We start from the raw sequence: 17317 nt of genomic DNA on the forward strand, positions 1-17317 counted from the left end.
TATGCTCATGGCTATTATTACGCCCGACGCTCGGCTCCGGATCATTACCGGAAAGACGGCAGCTTGATATGACATTCCGGAAAATCTGCCGGCCACCGGGCAAAAAATGCCAGTGACGAGTGATCCGGTTGTCAAACTTCGCACGTAGACAGGTCGTACATGACTTCTGCGTAAATCAACACAGTACGCAGGCATTCAGGACAACCGTGGAAAATAATGACGACATGGACAATGTAGCCAGTGCACAGGCCGCCACAAACAGAGCCCCGGATCCCTGGGCGGATCTGGTCAGGCAGGTAGCTCAGAAGCGCGACCGGGCGGCTTTTCAGCAGCTCTACAAGCACTATACGCCGCTGATTCGGGCGTTTCTGCTGAAGAGTATGGGCGCCGGAGGCGACCGCTCCGAGGCAGAAGAAATTACTCAGGAAGTATTGATCAAGGTCTGGAACAAGGCAGCGTCCTTTAACCCGGCCAAAGCCAGTGTCAATACCTGGATCTTTACGATTGCACGAAACACTCGAATTGACTTTATCCGGCGTAACGAACGAAATGATCGGAAAATCGAGATTGAGGATATCTGGCATGAGCCGGAATCGCCCGAGCCGCTGGTTGATCTGCAACAGCGCCGGGCGGAGCAAGTGATCCGTCAGGCCATAACCAGTCTGCCGGATGAGCAACTGCAAGTGCTTTACAAGGCGTTTATGGAAGGCAAGTCGCATAATGAAGTCGCCGAAGAAATGGATCTGCCACTGGGAACGGTCAAGTCTCGTATCCGGCTGGCGCTCAGTAAATTGCAAATATTGATTGATCGCTGATTATGAGTTCAGCCAAAGCAGGTATTAACATGGTTTCATTTCATCCAGACTCCAGATTTCTGACAGATTTTGCATCTGGCAGCCTTGCGACATCCGAGGCGATCTGTGTAGCCGCTCACCTGGAATTTTGCGCCAAATGCCGGGCGCATGTGCAGCAACTCAGTGATCTGGGTGCGCAGATCATGACACGTATCGAGCCGGAAGAGGCTGTTGATGCGGACGACGAGGGATTTGCCCGGTTGATGCAGAAGATTGACGATGATGCAGTCCATCAGCAGGCAGAAGTACCTGCGCCGGTCGTGAGTGCGGCGCCGGCTCAGGGTTTGTCCTTGCCGCGTGTTGTGCAGAAGCTGGCGCAGGGTTCCATTCAGAGCCTTAACTGGGTACAACTCGGCAAGTCGCTGCGTATTGCTCCTGTGAATGTCGGTGACGGTGTCAGACAGACATCTCTGTATGATATTCGGGCCGGTGGTCAGATGCCTGAGCATGAGCATCGCGGTGAGGAAATCACGGTGCTGTTAAAGGGCAGCTTCTCTGATGCCGAGGGTAAATACGTGCGCGGAGATTTTGTGGTGCGTCATGCTGGTGAGAAGCATCAGCCAACCGCCACCATGGATACAGACTGTATCTGTCTGGTCAGCCTGGAGCGGCCCGTGAAACCCAGCTCCATCTGGTATCGCTTGCTTGAGCCTTTTGTTCAATTCCGCCTTTCCGGATTCTCCAACTAAACCGGATCTGAATGTTCTGCGGCGCTAGCCCCCTCACTGTCAGTGCGGCATAATGGATGTTTTGCACTGACAGTCTCTACGGGGGTTTTCTTTTGAATTACACACCCACCTATCAGCAGGATGATGTTGAAGTCATCAGCCGTGAGCGTGTTTTTCAGGGCTTTTTCGCAGTCGATAAGCTAAGCTTGAAACATCGACGCTATGCCGGAGACTGGAGTCCCTCATTCAGTCGTGAGCTGTTCTGTCGTGGTCGCGCGGTTGGCGTGTTGTTGCATGACCCGGAGCAAGATCAACTGGTTTTGGTTGAGCAGTTCCGGGTCGGGTTGCTGGATAATGCTCAACAAAGTCCCTGGGTGCTGGAGCTGGTAGCCGGCATTATCGATGAGGGCGAAAGCCCGGAGCAGGTGGCGACCCGTGAAGTGCAGGAAGAAGCCGGCCTGCAGGTCAACGATCTGCGATTTATCTGTGAGTATTACAACAGTCCGGGCGGCAGTGACGAGTGCATCAGTGTGTTCTATGGCCGGGTTGATGCCTCTCAAGCTGATGGTATTCATGGCCTGGCGGATGAGCACGAAGACATAAAAGTTGTCGTGCTTCCGGTCGCCGACGCGCTGGCTGCATTACAGGCCGGTAAAATCAATAACGCCATGGCCATCATCGCCTTGCAGTGGTTTCGATTACAGTATGTTTGCAGCAATTGAACAGGTTTTACATTCAGGCAGCCCGCCAGCGCGTTACCGGGTCGATCTGGCGGCATATATGCGGACCTGTGATGCCAATTACAGGCGTTTACTCAGACTGATCCCTGGTCTAGAATCAAATCCGGAACACGATAGCTGGCGCTTTCCGCTGGCGGATAGCAGACTGCAACTTGTTGTCAGACTGAAAGAGGAGTTTACCTATACATCCACGCTCGAGGTCAGCATGGAAAGCGCGAACATGCAATGGCCGGACGTCGTCCGTTTGCCGGTGATTGAGGTTCGTTTGTATCACGATGCATGCACCGCCGAGCCGGTCAGTTATCAGGGACGTCGGCGAATACCTGTGCGCAGCGAGGTGCCGAACCGGGATATGTACCATCAGGATGAAAAGCGCCAGATCAATGAACTTCTGGCTGAATGTCTGCGCCTTTGCCGAGCGCCGGGCGTCAGCGTCCTGTGCTCTGATCGTCTTTGTACAGATTGATCCATGTCAGCCAATCGCCCCATCCGTATAGCCCAGATTACAGACCCGCATCTGTTCGCCGATGAACGCGCGGAGTTGCTGGGTTTGAATACCCGCGACAGCTTTTTGCAGGTCATTGATGCGTTGGCGGATGAGGCAGGGAGCCTGGATCTGGTTGTTGCCACGGGTGATATCGCGCAGGATGCGTCAATGCGGGCCTATCAGGCCTTTGTCGATGCCATTGCCCGACTCGGTGTGCCGTTCCGATGGGTGCCGGGCAATCATGATGACCGGCAACTTATGCAGTCACTACCATGCTCGCAAAATGCGTTTGCTGGTCATTCGGTCCTGAACGGCTGGCAAGTTGTCATGCTGGACACCAGTGTGCCTGGCAAGGTGCACGGTGAGTTGGCAGTCTCTGAGCTTGAGCGTTTGCAGGATCGACTGTCAGTTGCTGAAAGTGATCCGCAGGTTCGTCATACGCTTGTGTGCATGCACCATAATCCGCTGCCAGGCACAGCTGGCTGGATGTTGGACATTGGCTTGCACAATGCGGATGACTTCAATCGTCTGCTGGACAACTATGGCAGTGTTCGGGCGGTGGTTTACGGCCATATTCATCAAGAGTTGGACCTGATTAACAATGGTCAGCGGTATATCTGTACACCGTCCACCTGTATTCAATTTAAAGCCGGCGTGCACGATTTTACGCTGGATTTGCTGCCTCCAGCTTATCGTCTGCTGGACCTGCATGATGATGGGCAGGTCCAGACAACGTTGCGTCGTCTTGAAAACTACACGGTTAATGTTGATCAGGGGGCCGATGGCTACTGATCCGGAAAAATATATCAGAGAATAATTCTAATGAGCAGTAACTATAATGCAGATGCCATTGAGGTTCTGACGGGCCTGGATCCGGTCAAAAAGCGCCCGGGCATGTATACCGATACAACACGCCCCAATCACCTTGTGCAGGAGGTGCTGGATAACAGTGTCGACGAAGCGCTGGCGGGTCATGCCAGTTCGATTATGCTGATCCTGCATAAAGATGGCTCGATTGAGGTGCAGGATAACGGTCGCGGTATGCCGGTGGATATTCATCCCGAAGAAAAAGTCAGCGGTGTTGAGTTGATCCTGACACGCCTGCATGCCGGCGGCAAGTTCAGTGACAAAAACTATAATTTTTCCGGCGGTCTGCATGGTGTCGGTGTGTCTGTTGTGAATGCCCTGTCGCATTATGTGGAAGTCACGGTGCAACGCAATGGCATCGTGTATCAAATGCGATTTCAAAATGGAGACAAGGCCAGCGAGCTGAAAGAGATTGGTACCTGCGGCAAGCGTAATACCGGCACAACGCTGCGTTTTTTACCTGACGAAAAATATTTTGACTCGCCTCGTGTTTCTATTCCTCGACTTAAGCATGTGCTGCGCGCCAAGGCAGTGCTCTGTTCCGGGCTGCGGGTGATCTTTGTTGATAATACAGTCAGCGAAGACAAGGCGCAAAGCGAGGAGTGGTGCTATCAGGATGGTCTGATTGACTATATCCTGCAGGGCACCGGTGACTATCTGACTTTGCCGATTGAGCCTTTCAGTGGAGATATGAAGGGCAATGATGAAGCGGTTGAATGGGCCGTGTTGTGGCTGCCGGAAGGTGGTGAACTGTTGCAGGAAAGTTATGTCAATCTGATTCCGACTGCGCAGGGCGGCACGCACGTCAACGGATTGAGAACCGGCCTTCTGGATGCGATGCGTGAGTTTTGTGAGTTCCGCAACCTGCTGCCGCGTGGCATGAAGCTGACGCCGGAAGATATCTGGGACCGCTGCTGCTTTGTGCTCTCTACCAAGATGAAAGATCCGCAGTTTTCCGGTCAGACCAAAGAGCGATTATCGTCGCGACAAAGCGCTGCCTTTGTTGGTGGTGTGGTAAAAGATGCCTTCAGTCTGTGGCTGAATCAGCACACTGATGATGCGCTGGCGCTGGCGGAGCTGTGCATCAGTAATGCGCAAAGTCGCATGAAAGCCAGCAAGAAGGTTGCCCGTAAAAAAGTGACAACCGGCCCGGCATTGCCTGGCAAGCTGGCAGACTGCGCCACCCAGGATGTCATGGCAGGTGAACTGTTTCTGGTGGAGGGTGACTCGGCCGGTGGTTCAGCCAAGCAGGCGCGGGATCGAGAGACACAGGCCATTATGCCGCTTCGCGGGAAAATTTTGAATACCTGGGAAGTCGACTCCAATGAAATTCTGGCATCTCAGGAGGTGCACGACATTGCCGTCGCACTGGGAGTTGACCCGGGCTCTGCTGATTTGAGCGGCTTGCGTTACGGCAAGATCTGTATTCTGGCAGACGCGGACTCTGATGGTCTGCATATTGCCACCTTGTTATGCGCGTTGTTTGTGCGCCATTTCAAGCCACTGGTGGCTGCAGGTCGGGTATTCGTGGCAATGCCGCCGCTGTATAGAATTGATGTTGGCAAGGATGTCTACTATGCCCTGGATGACGATGAGAAAAACGGCATTCTGGATCGAATCGCTGCAGAGAAGAAAACCGCCCGACCCAACGTTCAGCGATTCAAGGGCCTGGGCGAAATGAACCCGTTGCAGCTACGCGAAACAACAATGAGTCGGGACACCAGGCGCCTTGTGCAACTGGTATTGCCCGAGGATGATCGTAACGCGGGCTACAGTGAGACTGAAGAAGCACTGGATATGATGCTGGCGAAAAAACGTGCACCTGACCGCAAGAGCTGGCTGGAAGAATACGGGAATCTGGCGGAGGTGATGTGATATTCCCCGTCAATCGTGTCTTGAAAAACGTATTTTGATCGCGAACTCCCTGTCCGCGCCCATATATTCCAGTATGGCGTACTGGAAAAGAATCACCCCATACATTTCCATGCCTTCTTCAATGGGTGTCCACAGATTGTATGCGAGTGTATCCAGTTCGTCATTGTACAGATACGGCTCTGTGTAGAGCTCAACACCGATCGCGCCGCCCAGAAAGATCAAGCCGGACAGAATCAGCAGGCTGGCCGTGCGGACTGGAAGGTTGTACAGAAAGCGGAAAAATATGATAGCCAGCAGTAACACCAGCGGCAGGGCATAGATAGCCCAGGAGGCTTCAGTTACCACGTTCACGCTTTCGTGTAGACCGGCCATCTCGTCCAGAGAGAGCAGCAGAAACCCCCAGCCGAGCAACATCCAGTGAACACGCCACCGGTCATGTGATTGCCATTTATCGGCGGCCAGCACGAGGGTCAGACCAGCCGCCAGCAGCAGGTTGGCTGAAGAGAACCAGGTGGGTATGTTGTTCTCTTCGTCGACGTCAAACAACTGACGAATAACCCATGGTATGTCGTTGACCTGATAATGATGAATGGTCAGCCATACGTGAATTAGCAGCAACATGCCTGCAACCAGGCTCAAGAGCAGAATCAATGAATACGGATTTATTTTTAGATTGAAATCTTTGATATGCTCAGTCCTCTATCTGATGATCCAGGTGTGCAACCAGCTCGGTCGGCAAGTTGAGCTTGTGCGCCAGGGCATCCAGCCAGGCACGTTCAGCGGGGTGATCAACATCGATCGCCAGACGTGACACCAGATACACCTCAGACGCCTGTTCCATGCCCTGCACTGAACTGACCAGTGAGTCGATGTCGGCCGGCTGGCGTAGCAAGTCAAATACTGCCGCCTTGCTTTCCGCATCCAGCGACAGTTTCTCCACATGCTCAAAGATGGCGGCCTGCTCTTTTGCATCGATATGACCGTCTGCCTTGGCGGCTGCAATCATGGCGCTCATCAAGGTTAAGGAGAAATTCTGACCCGTGCTGTCAATGCTGGCTGGTAAAAATCGTGGATCAACATTGTTTACATCAGCGGCGGTGGCAACAGGCGCTGTGGCGGCCTGTTTGCCTTGCTGCCAGTTCTGGTAAGCCTTAAAAGCCAGTGCGCCGGCTGCTGCTGCCCCACCATAACCAACCAGCCCACCAGCCATTTTGCGGGTTTTTTTATTGCCTACCAGTAAGCCTAGAATACCGCCGACAGCCGCCCCTTTCATAAGATCTCCGCGACCGGCGCCGGGATTGACTCCCTGAGTTGTGCCTGTACTGCCGCCCATGAACTGGTTCAAAAGCTTATTGGTGTCGATCATAATGACCTTTCCTGTTTGATCCACTCAAATTGATATAAACGACCGATGGTGTGTTGTTCGGCATCCCATTGAAAGACAGTCAGCCAATCATTGTCAATCAGTTCTGCAACGGCCGCGTGTTTCCGGACGATAGTCAGTATCGCATCGCGTGGCGCGGCGATAAATACACTCAGACGCAATGGCTGATGGCGCCAGTGCCCCCCATCATGCAACTGCATGGCCAGCCCGATGCGCAGATCGCCGCCGTTGCCTTCAAACACCCCTTCGTTTTCACCGACCACGTTATGCAGTAATTTATTCCCGCTTCCATAAATCCGGTTATCTACGGTTGATGCGTAATATTGCAGGTTAATCCAGTTGGTTACAATCATGAGGGCTGTCATGATTAGCTCAAGCGTTTGAAATTCATTATCTTTTTTCCAATCTTAATCGTGCAGGAAACTGCGCCCCTGCAGATCAATTTTTTGTGTCATTGAGCGCGGCGCTACGACAAACGCTGCATTGTTTGCGGTTTCACAGCTATGGCCCAGCAGTAAAACTACCGGTGCAACGTTTTCTGTGAGCCCCATATGGGTTAAAACCGTTGCAGCAAGTTCCGTTAGAGTCGTGACTGACAGGGTCTGTCCTTGTTGAGTCAGAACAAAGGGGCGGTCATCGCATAGTTGGTTGACAGGGTGACCTGGTACTGCGGGTTTAAGGCTATTTTTCAGCATCGAAATCGATTTGAATATGCCGAGCATTTCCACCAGACCGAAACCGGCGGAAGGTGTGTCGAAAACTGCATGATCAAGATGTGCGCCCTGTCTCCGAACCATGCGATAGGTATCGTGCTGCAATGACCCGGTATGGCGCCACAGCGCCAGCTCATAGAGACCCAGAGCACATTCCACCAACATCGGGCCTATCTGGACAACTGTTGACCAGGCCAGGCGTACCTTGATGCTGATACGCGTGATCATGACCAGAGCAGCCATTACGCAGCTCAGGCCGACTACTATCAACACCAGCCAGCAGGGTCAGCAGATAGTGACGCACAATGCGGTGGTGGTCGGGGTCGCCGCGCCGATTGCGCCACGTGTAGCTGCTCGGCAGTGCGCGTCAGATTGCCATCGCGGGCAACTTGCCAGAAGTATTAAAGGTGATGATAATTCAGTTTGCTCATGACCGACCGATCATATCACCATTGCATACCACTGGCTCCGAAAATCATTTATGATCAAAGACCTGTTTATTCCGAGGCCTATTGTGAGGGAGGAAAGTAGCAATGTCTGATTTGCAAAACATGCCCGCGGTTCCGGACGAGTCTATTCCGGAGATTGTGGAACGTCACGTTGCTGAGGCGCCCGATGCCCCCTGCCTCTACTATCTGGGTGTAACACTGACAATCAGTCAGATTAATGATCTGGCCAATCGATTGGCCAACAGGATGCGTGAACTGGGTATTGAGCGTGGGGACGTCATTGGCCTGCATCTGCCCAACAGCCCGCAGTATGTCATTGGTCTGCTGGCGGCTGCCAAGCTGGGTTGTCCGGCGTCAGGAGTTTCACCATTGCTCAAAGCGGATGAGATTGTCTATCAGGTCGCCAATGCGCATATCCGCTTACTGATTTCTCTGGATCAATTATTTGCACCGTTAGCCAGCAAATTGGATGGACGTTTGCCAACGGTCAAGGCGGTCATGACAACAGGCCCCATTGACTTTCTGCCTGGCTGGAAAAAGTGGCTGGCCGGTGTAACCGGCAAGGTGCCAAAGGTAGAGCTGCCAGATTTGACTCATATTCGTACAGTCAACTTTTGGCCCGATGTCAAAAAAGCCAATAACAGCCGTGTGTTTGAACCCTGCCGCCTGGAAGATGTCTTCATGATTCAGTACACCGGCGGTACCACCGGTAATCCAAAAGGCGCCGAACTATCTCTGCATAACATTATGAGTAATGTGATCCAGAATGAAACGGTGAGTAGTTATGATGTCGGTAAGGAGACCTTCGCCACAGTTTTGCCCTGGTTCCATATTGCCGGCCTGAGTGCGCTGTTTATGGGGCTGCGAAAACGCGCACTGATGATTGTTGTGCCGAATCCGCGAGATGTTAAATCATTCTGTCAGGCGATGTTGAAACATCCGCCCACCGTGCTGGGCAATGTGCCAACCCTGTATCAGATGCTGCTGGAAGAACCGCTGTTTAAAAAGGTCGACTTCTCACGTTTGAAGATCGCGGTGTCGGGTGCAGCGCCGGCGCCGGTTGAACTGATACGCAAAGTGGAAGAAATCATTGGCCAGGGAAAGTATTGCGAAGCATACGGCCTGACCGAGACCAGCCCGACACTGACCATGAATCCGCCAGGCCGGGCGCGACCGGGCACCATTGGCTTGCCATTGCCCGGTACGGATATTCGTATTGTTGATGCCGAAACCGGCAAGCATGAAATGCCGGTCGATGAGCCCGGTGAACTGATTGCCCGAGGTCCGCAAGTGTTCCGGGGTTATCTCGGCTTACCCGAGGAGAGCAACAAAGCGCTGCGCAGCTTTGATGGGAAAACTTATTTTTATACGGGTGATGTGGCTAAAAAAGATCAGGATGGTTATATCACCATCTGCGACCGCGCCAAAGACATGCTGATTGTCGGCGGTTACAAGGTGTTCTCGGTTGAGGTGGAAAACAAGCTCAAAGAACTGGAGGAAATTGAGCTGTCAGCCGTGATCGGTACCCCGGATGAGGAGCGCCCGGGCAACGATATCGTCAACCTGTATGTGCAGCTTTCGAAAGTCGGTCGTGAGCGCGGCGATGCAGCCGTGAAGGAAAAAATACTGGCCTACTGTCGCGATACCATGGCGCCCTTCAAAGTGCCAAAATACATTCATATTGTTGCGCAGATCCCGCTGACACCAGTGGGCAAGGTCGACAAAAAGGCATTAAGAAAATGAGCAAACCCCTGATTGTTTTCGGAGCAACCAGCTTTGTGGGTCAGATCCTGTGTCGCTATCTTCATGAGTTAAATCAGGATGGCTCTCTGAATTGGCTGATGGCTGCCCGCTCTGAAGAGAAGTTGAAGAAGCTGCAGCAGGAGCTGAGTGGTCCGCACCAACCACAATATCGACTGGCTGATGCCGCCAATGAGACCCAGCTAAAGGCGCTCTGCGAGGAAGCGGATGTCGTTATTTCTACTGTGGGGCCATATGCACTGTATGGCGAACCGCTGATAAAGGCCTGCGTTGAAAGCGGAACTGATTATTGCGATTTGACCGGCGAGACGCAGTGGATTCGTCGCATGATCGAGCGCTATGAATCGCAGGCTCAAGAGAGTGGTTCGCGCATCGTACACTGTTGTGGTTTCGATTCGATTCCATCTGATCTGGGTGTCTGGTATTTGCAGCAACAGTCGCAAAAAGAGCTGGATGCGCCATGCCAGCATGTCAAAATGCGTGTGCGCAAATTCAAGGGCGGATTTTCCGGGGGTACTGTCGCCAGCATGATGAACGTGGCAAAGGAGGCCGCGGCAGATCCGGCCTTGCGCCGTGAGTTACAGGATCCGTACTCACTATGCCCGCCCGATAACAAACCTGCTGTGCGGCAACACAAAATCACGGCAGCCCGTGATGACGATGTTGATAGCTGGATTGCGCCGTTTGTCATGGAAGGCATCAACACGCGGGTAGTACACCGCTCTAATGCGCTGCTCGGATATCCATGGGGTCAGGACTTTCTTTATGATGAAGCAGTAATGACAGGGGGCGATGCCAAAGGACAAAGCCGGGCCAAACGTACTGCGCGTGGCCAGACCCTGATGATGCTGGGATTCGCGCTGCCACCCTTGCGCTGGTTAATGGGGCGTTTTCTGCCCAAACCGGGCGAAGGCCCCAGCCCGGAAATGCAACGCACAGGCTTTTTTGATCTGGTGTTTGTCGGGCACACCGCCGGAGGAAAGACAATACGTACCTTTGTCTACGGTGAACGGGATCCGGGATATGGCGCCACTGCACGTATGCTTGGACAAGCAGCGCTTTGTCTGTCTCGGGACATCGATCGGGACAAGGTGGCCGGTGGTTTCTGGACACCGGCGTCGGCCTTGGGTAATCATCTGATTCAGCGTCTGGAACAGCATGCGGGCATGCGCTTTAGTACAGACCCTGTCAGTGCGGAAGCACCTCAAAGCTGAAGTTTGCTTTGTGCTCCTGACCAAATTCATCGCGGGTAGTGATGGTGACGCGATGGATGCCCGGCGCGAGCGAGGCAGGCAGCTCCAGCTCCCAGATATGCGCTGACAGATGCGGTCTTCCAAGCGCTTCTGGTGTGTCCAACTGCTGCTGGTGCGCGCGCTCCACATAGGGGTCAGTTCGCACGGTATAACGCATAGACGTTGCGGGGCCGCCGTTCAGGCTCAACCTGACCTCATCTCGCGCACCGCCATCAAACAGGTTAACCACCACTTTCGTGTCCGTCTGCAGGGTGCCCCGGTTGATGCTGTCACCCTCTACAGCCTGCAGCGGCGGATCCAGCATCACCCGCAGCCGTTGACCGGCATCCGGACCAAATGGAAAGGGAATGAACTCAGGCACAACGTTCACATCATTAAAGCGCAGCACATAAAAACCGTTGGGATTGCCGTCCTGCATCATGGCATCGTTCACACCACGCAGATCTTCAGGCCCGGTGTGCCAGCCGTTACCGCGGACCTCGGCCAGTGTGTGCGCAATCCAGGGTTGTCCGGTCCAGTTGTGGGTATGGTTGATTTCCACTTTCCAGCTGTTGCTGGTGTCGTGCCCAGCAATGCCATAGACATGTTCAAAGGGTAGCAATAATTGAATCAGCTGATCAAAATTGACGGTTGATGGCCCGGAAGTATAAGTCCCGTTTTCATCAACGGCTTCTGATATCAGCGGAATATGGGTGGCAATCACAATGAGCTTGTTGCGATCCACATTCGCCAGATTGCGCTGCAGCCAGTACAGCTGGTCCTCCGATATATAACCGCGATAATCGCGCTGATCGGCACCAGCATACTCCACATTATTCAGCGCTACAAAGTGAACATTGCCCACATTAAATGAATAGTAGACCGGGCCAAAGTGACGTTTGTAGGTCTCGTTGGCCAGATGGGCATCGGGTGACTCGAAATTAACATCGTGATTGCCCGGCAGGTACCACTGCGGAATGTCCATCAGTGCCATCATGGCTTTGTGCCGCTCGTAAAGAGCCAGGTTGTCGAAGACCACATCGCCAACGGTAATGCCAAATTCTACGTCGTAGGGATTGCCGATCAGCGGATTGATCAGATCCTCGCGCAGCTTATCCTGATCCAGTTCGGTGCGAGCCTGAGTGTCAGCGAAGGCGTGAGCATCAAACTGTATGCCAACATCGGGCGCGGGCAACAGCGCAAAATTGATGCGCGAGGGCATGGGCCCTGTTGGCTCAATTACATCCCAGCGCCACTCGATGCTGCCGTTGGCTGTTTGCGTAGGTGTGCCCTCTGGATAGTGCAGATAAAAGAATCGTGGCACATTAGTATCGTCCACGGGTACCCGATAGCCCACCGGCTGGCTGATGAACAGGATACTGGCAGGTGCCAGGTCAATCTCGTAGCGGCCCTGGTCATCAGTCAGCACGACCTCGCAGCCATTACTGACGCTTACGCGGGCAACGCCTGTCTCACCGGCATCCAGAATGCCATTGCCATTGTTGTCGACAAAAACGGTCCCGCGTGCCGTTTCATGGTGTGGATTGCTGGTTCCGCAGCCATAGTGAACGTAATGAGTATGGTCGTCATGAGCCAATGCGGACGTTGATGCCAGCCAGACTGTCAGTAACAGCAGGCCTGTCGTGTAACAGGAGAGTGTGTGATTAGAGATGGAGCGATGAGAATGCTTCATGGTTATAACTCCTGATACTTTTATAGACAAGCAGCTCATTCAGACAACCAGTCGGCCTGACACCCGGCTGGTGCTGACACCGGATTGCACCGCGCATGGCCCGGGCCGTCCGGCAGCACAACCTGATAGCCCGAGCCAAAGGGTGACGGCTCAGCATAATCGGTGCTGATGTACTGCGCGCCACTGTCCAGCGCCAGCTCCCTGCGCGTGGTGTCGCCGGTCCTTGCTTCGTGCGACGGCACATCCGAGCGGGTGCGCACCAGATAGCCACGTGCAACATTGTCGCGAATCTGCTCATGGTCATCGATGGCGTTGTTCATCTTGATAAAAGCGGCCGTCGGGTGCCCGGGGTTCATGCTTACAAACATGGCGCGCCCTTCCAGGCCCGGGGCCTGCTGCAGGTACAGATCTCGATGCCGCCCTGTATTGTCCATGGCGAACAATACCTTGCCCCGGCTTTGCGCCAGCGTGGGCCAGCCATTGTTGAGAATCGCCTGTTCGAGAGAGTCGGACTGGCCGCGCACATCGTCCGGTGTGATCACATGCTCACGATCAAAAACGGCCCAGATGTCGTCATCTACATCGACAACCAGTTGCTCCGTAAAACTGACAGGAGTGGTGTAGGTTATAGGCCCCCAGTTTTGGCGGGGTGCATCTTTCAATTCCAGCATGATCATGATGGGCAGGTGACTGGGGTTGGCAATGGACCAGTTGCGGATTTCGCTCAGGCAGTCCTGCAAGGTCAGGCACGTGGTTCGGTAGTCCAGATCCTGGGAATGCAATACTTTGAATCCGGGCTGTGACATGATTGCGCGATTGGTTTCAAGCGTCGGGTCGTCAACCAGCAGGCCGCCTGCCGGATCGGCATAGTGGCCTCCCAGCGGGTCGGCAAATACGTCCAGTTCGAATTGTCTCAGTCCCAGTGTTTCCAACTGCTCCTGTAATGGGCGGTGTTCATAGGTGATATCGCGGGCCCAGTCCGGGCGATAGGCATTCAGCTCCTCAATCAACGCCTCAGCAGGCCAGCGCTTATAGCTGTTGTGTGAGCCCAGTACCTGTACCTGGTTGAGGCGCAGGCAGTCTCCCGGCAAGTTACTGTCGGCGCATCCTGTTTGCGCTGAGACATGGGTCTTTGGCCACGCCAATAGTGCAAAAATCAGGAGTGGCGTCAGCGTGGAAACGGCTTGAATACCCGGTGGGCGCATGATTTCTCTCCGATACGAGGTAGTCTCGTTATTTTGGGCTAATCATGCGACCGTTTTAAGACAGACTTACTCTTCAGCCATCGCCTTCATATTGCCCAGTGCGCGCTCAAACGTGGCCCTGCGACGGGCGATATCGGTGTCCTTGGCGGCCTGGTCGGCCAGGTTGGACACGTCCAGTATCAATGTATAGAGCAACTTTGAACTGTTGGCGCCTGTCGGTCGTGCTTCCATGAATCCATGGTACAGATTGTAGAACTCGCCCTGCACGGCCGGTTGAGCGTAACCATAAGACAAGGGAGTCTGAGCGACCATCACTTCGGTGATGCGACCGCCGGCCAGCACGCGCACGGTGCCGATACCGCCGTCACCTTCAGAAATGGTGCAGTCGATACCCAGCCAGTCACTGATGGCGCAGTAATCGCCGACCCTGGCCCAGACCTGCTCGGCAGAGCGATTAACGTCGATTTCCATTTTGACGGTCACGTACTCGGCGTCGGCCTGTGTCAAAGGAGAGACCAGCAGCAGAGGTGCAGCCAGCCACGCCAGCAGATATTTTTTCATTGTTGTTATCCTGTTGTGATAATGAGGTGTGGGCATTATGCCCGAATTGTGTACTATTGGTGAATGCAATTATGCTGATAAAAATAACAAGAGGGCGGCACATGAATATTCTTAGACAGGCATGGCTTCTGAGTGTATTAGCTGGAACCGGCGCCGGTTTGGCGGCTGCCCAGAGTAATGAGGGTACTCCGGCAGAATTTGCAGGGCTGTCCGACCCCGTGCGTGTTGTACATATTCTCGATGAGCCCCGTCACCGTACCGTGTTCAATGCAGATACCTACCGTTTGCTGGATGTGCAGATTAACCCCGGCGACACCACGCTGCCGCATACGCATGACTCTGCTATCCTGTACACCTTCATTTCCAATGGTCAGGGGCCATTAAACGGTCGGCTATCCAGTGTGACCACCTATGTTGATGAGCCGTTTACGCACCGGGTCAATAACCCCGGACCGGGATTGTTTCGTATTATTGCCCTGGCAAATTTCGGTGAAGGTGTTTCCGAAAATTCAAAAGATCTGCCAGAGGGCATAAATCAGGAGCCTGAGCTGGAAAATAACTGGTTTCGTGCCTGGCGGCTGGGCTTGCCTGCTGGCAATGAAAGTGCGGAGATAGTGCACAGTAATCCGGCGTTTGTTGTGCAGATTGGTGAGGGCATTGTACATCTGGTGCGTGATGATGGGGTCACTGTTGAAATGTTAAAGGCTGGCGATTGGGCCGCAATTAAAAAAGGGCAAGGTTACCGGGTTATGAATCGTGCCGACAGTGACGTGATGGTGATAATAAAGGAAGCACGCTGAACTTTCAGCACATCTTCTTTAATTCACTTCCAGCACCACCGGGCAATGATCAGATCCGAACACATCATTCAAAATCGCGGCATTGTGCAGTTTGTCTTTTAATGCGTCCGATGCCAGAAAGTAATCCAGCCGCCAGCCGATGTTCCGCTCACGGGCGCCGGCACGCATGCTCCACCAGCTGTATTTGACGGTGTCCGGATAAAACTGCCGGAAGCTGTCGACATACCCGGCATCAATCAGTCTGTCCATGCCGTCAATTTCACGCTGTGTGTATCCAGGACTCTTGTTGTAGTTGGCCTGTGGGCGGGCAATATCAATCGGACGGTGGCAGACGTTCAGATCACCGCAGATGATCACGGGCTTGGTCTTTTCCAGCGATTGTACATGCAGCAGAAAGTTGCGGTCCCAGCGCTCCCGGTAATCGAGTCTCTTGAGTCCGTTGCCTGAGTTGGGGGTATACACAGTGACCAGGAAAAACCTGTCGAATTCGGCACTGATGACGCGACCTTCCTGATCATGTTCTTCAATTCCCAGTCCCTGTTGGATAGCGATCGGATTCTGACGGCTTATGACGGCCGTGCCTGAGTAACCCGGGCGCACAGCTGAATATGGGGTGATGTGATAGTCGCTCAGATCCTGCAGAGCCTCCAGCACCTGGTGATCCTGCGCCTTGGTTTCCTGCAGACAGAGCACATCAGGCTGCATCTGTCGCACGGAGCTGACCAGATCTTTTTTTACGGCGGCTCTCACGCCATTAACGTTCCAGGAAATCAGTCGCATTAAGATGGATCCTTGTATTCATTTTGCCCGGCGCAATTAAAACATATCTATTTGTCGGGGTGTATTTTCTGTGCTGCCGGAGGGCACCGTGAGTGGACGACGGAACCTTGCGCAATCCAGCCCGGCAAAGTCGGCGGAGCGACGTTCTTTTAGTCGATGTTTATTCAGAGCACCGTCAAACCGCTTGCGTATCAGATCGGCCCAGATGCCTTCGCCAGTCATGCGTCTGCCAAATTCAGCCTGATAATCTTTACCGCCACTTAAGTCTCGCACACGATTCATCACTCGTTCGGCGCGATCGGGGAAATATGCCTGCAGCCACTGTTGAAATAGGGGGCTGACTTCCCAGGGCAGACGCAGCATGACATATCCTGCTGACTGTGCACCGGCTTCAGCAGCAGATTTGAGGATTTTTTCCAGATCATGGTCAGTCACAAACGGAATGATCGGGGCGACACTGACGCTGACCGGGATGCCTGCGGCCGCTAATTTTTCCATGATTTTCAATCGCCGTGTGGGTGATGCGGCGCGAGGTTCAAGTGTGCGGGCAATGCTGTGATCAAGGGTTGTGATGGTCAGTGCAACCACGGTCAGTTGCTGCTGCGCAAGATCGCTCAGAATGTCGATGTCCCGCTCCACCAGGGCCGACTTGGTTATCACGCCGATAGGTTGCCGGCATTCGCGCGCTACCTCCAGGATTTGTCGGGTAATGCCATAGCGCCGCTCGCAGGGTTGATAGGCATCGGTGTTAACGCCCAGGGCAATTGGTTCTGGTTTCCAGGCCGGGCTGGCCAGCTCGCGCCGCAGCAGATCGGCGGCATTGACCTTGGCAAACAGTCGTGTCTCAAAATCCAGGCCCGGCGACAGTTCAAGATAACTGTGCGTGGGCCGGGCAAAGCAGTAAATGCAGCCATGCTCGCAGCCGCGATACGGGTTCAGGGACACATGGAAGGGCAGGTCCGGCGACTGGTTGCGGGTCAATATGGATTTGGCGTGTTCTTCAGTGATTTGTGTCTGCGGTGGGCGGGATGCAGGGTCGGTATCATCATTATGCCGTTCCCAACCGTCGTCAAACACCTCTCGCACCTGGTGTTCAAAGCGCCCCTGCATATTAGTAGTGGCACCGCGGCCTTTGATAGGCGACTGGTCTGACATGATGGCAGTCTGCTATGCTGTACAAATGCACAGTATATTAGGTGCGACAGCACGACCGTGTCAAATCCGACTATTTTTCACTCTACTGATAAA

General features: G+C 53.7%; 17 protein-coding genes and 2 pseudogenes. 10 read left to right on the top strand and 9 right to left on the bottom strand.

Annotated features, from left to right (window positions below; all coding sequences use genetic code 11):
• The first annotated feature begins 206 nt into the window (after positions 1-206).
• From PS2015_RS01820 to parE, 6 genes are all read left to right on the top strand, one after another.
• Entirely contained in the window at positions 207-815 is a 609-nt protein-coding gene (locus PS2015_RS01820) for a sigma-70 family RNA polymerase sigma factor (RefSeq protein WP_058020565.1), read from the top strand.
• 2 nt (positions 816-817) lie between these two features.
• Positions 818-1543, top strand: coding sequence for a ChrR family anti-sigma-E factor (locus PS2015_RS01825; RefSeq protein WP_082627900.1), 726 nt, complete (start codon positions 818-820; stop codon positions 1541-1543).
• 92 nt (positions 1544-1635) lie between these two features.
• Positions 1636-2244 (top strand): NUDIX domain-containing protein, encoded by a 609-nt coding sequence (locus PS2015_RS01830; RefSeq protein ID WP_237113353.1) that lies wholly within the window; start codon positions 1636-1638, stop codon positions 2242-2244.
• Positions 2228-2728: a DUF1249 domain-containing protein gene (locus PS2015_RS01835; protein WP_058020568.1), complete on the top strand. Its 501-nt coding sequence runs from the start codon at positions 2228-2230 to the stop codon at positions 2726-2728. The genes PS2015_RS01830 and PS2015_RS01835 overlap by 17 nt, the downstream gene beginning before the upstream one ends.
• Positions 2729-2731: 3 nt before the next feature.
• Positions 2732-3541: a 3',5'-cyclic-AMP phosphodiesterase gene (gene cpdA / locus PS2015_RS01840; protein WP_058020569.1), complete on the top strand. Its 810-nt coding sequence runs from the start codon at positions 2732-2734 to the stop codon at positions 3539-3541.
• 30 nt (positions 3542-3571) lie between these two features.
• Positions 3572-5491: a DNA topoisomerase IV subunit B gene (gene parE / locus PS2015_RS01845; protein WP_058020570.1), complete on the top strand. Its 1920-nt coding sequence runs from the start codon at positions 3572-3574 to the stop codon at positions 5489-5491.
• 9 nt (positions 5492-5500) lie between these two features.
• On the opposite strand, the gene PS2015_RS01850 is transcribed toward parE, so the two are convergent.
• The 4 genes and pseudogenes from PS2015_RS01850 to PS2015_RS15925 form a co-directional block, all read right to left on the bottom strand.
• Positions 5501-6112, bottom strand: a complete 612-nt coding sequence (locus PS2015_RS01850) for a DUF8692 domain-containing protein (protein WP_058020571.1) — start codon at positions 6110-6112, stop codon at positions 5501-5503.
• A gap of 70 nt (positions 6113-6182) precedes the next feature.
• Positions 6183-6857, bottom strand: coding sequence for a tellurite resistance TerB family protein (locus tag PS2015_RS01855; protein WP_082627901.1), 675 nt, complete (start codon positions 6855-6857; stop codon positions 6183-6185).
• A pseudogene (locus tag PS2015_RS15920) lies at positions 6854-7426 on the bottom strand (putative inorganic carbon transporter subunit DabA). Before PS2015_RS15920 ends, PS2015_RS01855 begins: the two are co-directional and overlap by 4 nt.
• Positions 7415-7864, bottom strand: a pseudogene (locus tag PS2015_RS15925) (proton-conducting transporter transmembrane domain-containing protein); the annotation flags it as partial. The pseudogenes PS2015_RS15920 and PS2015_RS15925, both read right to left, overlap by 12 nt.
• Between PS2015_RS15925 and PS2015_RS15985 the strand changes: the two are divergent.
• The 3 genes from PS2015_RS15985 to PS2015_RS01875 all read left to right on the top strand — a co-directional run bounded on the left by PS2015_RS15985 (position 7797) and on the right by PS2015_RS01875 (position 11012).
• A complete protein-coding gene (locus tag PS2015_RS15985) occupies positions 7797-8021 on the top strand; it encodes a hypothetical protein (protein ID WP_418054913.1) in 225 nt (74 codons plus the stop codon). The pseudogene PS2015_RS15925 and the gene PS2015_RS15985 overlap by 68 nt on opposite strands.
• A gap of 100 nt (positions 8022-8121) precedes the next feature.
• Positions 8122-9780: a class I adenylate-forming enzyme family protein gene (locus PS2015_RS01870; protein ID WP_058020574.1), complete on the top strand. Its 1659-nt coding sequence runs from the start codon at positions 8122-8124 to the stop codon at positions 9778-9780.
• A complete protein-coding gene (locus PS2015_RS01875; RefSeq protein ID WP_058020575.1) occupies positions 9777-11012 on the top strand; it encodes a saccharopine dehydrogenase family protein in 1236 nt (411 codons plus the stop codon). The genes PS2015_RS01870 and PS2015_RS01875 overlap by 4 nt, the downstream gene beginning before the upstream one ends.
• Here PS2015_RS01875 and PS2015_RS01880 read toward each other — a convergent pair.
• The 3 genes from PS2015_RS01880 to PS2015_RS01890 form a co-directional block, all read right to left on the bottom strand.
• Positions 10987-12723, bottom strand: coding sequence for a calcineurin-like phosphoesterase C-terminal domain-containing protein (locus PS2015_RS01880; protein ID WP_058020576.1), 1737 nt, complete (start codon positions 12721-12723; stop codon positions 10987-10989). The two genes, PS2015_RS01875 and PS2015_RS01880, sit on opposite strands and share 26 nt — an antisense overlap.
• A gap of 35 nt (positions 12724-12758) precedes the next feature.
• Entirely contained in the window at positions 12759-13928 is a 1170-nt protein-coding gene (locus tag PS2015_RS01885; protein WP_082627904.1) for a phosphatidylinositol-specific phospholipase C1-like protein, read from the bottom strand.
• A 66-nt stretch (positions 13929-13994) separates the two neighbouring features.
• The gene (locus tag PS2015_RS01890) at positions 13995-14489 is read right to left on the bottom strand and encodes an SRPBCC family protein (protein ID WP_058020578.1); all 495 of its coding nucleotides are present in this window, start codon (positions 14487-14489) and stop codon (positions 13995-13997) included.
• A gap of 101 nt (positions 14490-14590) precedes the next feature.
• On the opposite strand from PS2015_RS01890, the gene PS2015_RS01895 reads away from it, so the two are divergent.
• Positions 14591-15289, top strand: coding sequence for a hypothetical protein (locus PS2015_RS01895; protein ID WP_058020579.1), 699 nt, complete (start codon positions 14591-14593; stop codon positions 15287-15289).
• Positions 15290-15307: 18 nt separating this feature from the next.
• Here the strand turns inward: PS2015_RS01895 and PS2015_RS01900 are convergent, their stop codons facing one another.
• Positions 15308-16069 carry an exodeoxyribonuclease III gene (locus tag PS2015_RS01900; protein WP_058020580.1) on the bottom strand — a complete coding sequence of 254 codons (762 nt, stop codon included), beginning with the start codon at positions 16067-16069 and terminating at the stop codon, positions 15308-15310.
• A gap of 36 nt (positions 16070-16105) precedes the next feature.
• Complete coding sequence (locus PS2015_RS01905) at positions 16106-17224, bottom strand: PA0069 family radical SAM protein (RefSeq protein WP_058020581.1); 1119 nt, start codon at positions 17222-17224, stop codon at positions 16106-16108.
• Between the last annotated feature and the right edge of the window lie 93 nt (positions 17225-17317).

The organism is Pseudohongiella spirulinae, assembly GCF_001444425.1.
Lineage (GTDB): Bacteria > Pseudomonadota > Gammaproteobacteria > Pseudomonadales > Pseudohongiellaceae > Pseudohongiella > Pseudohongiella spirulinae.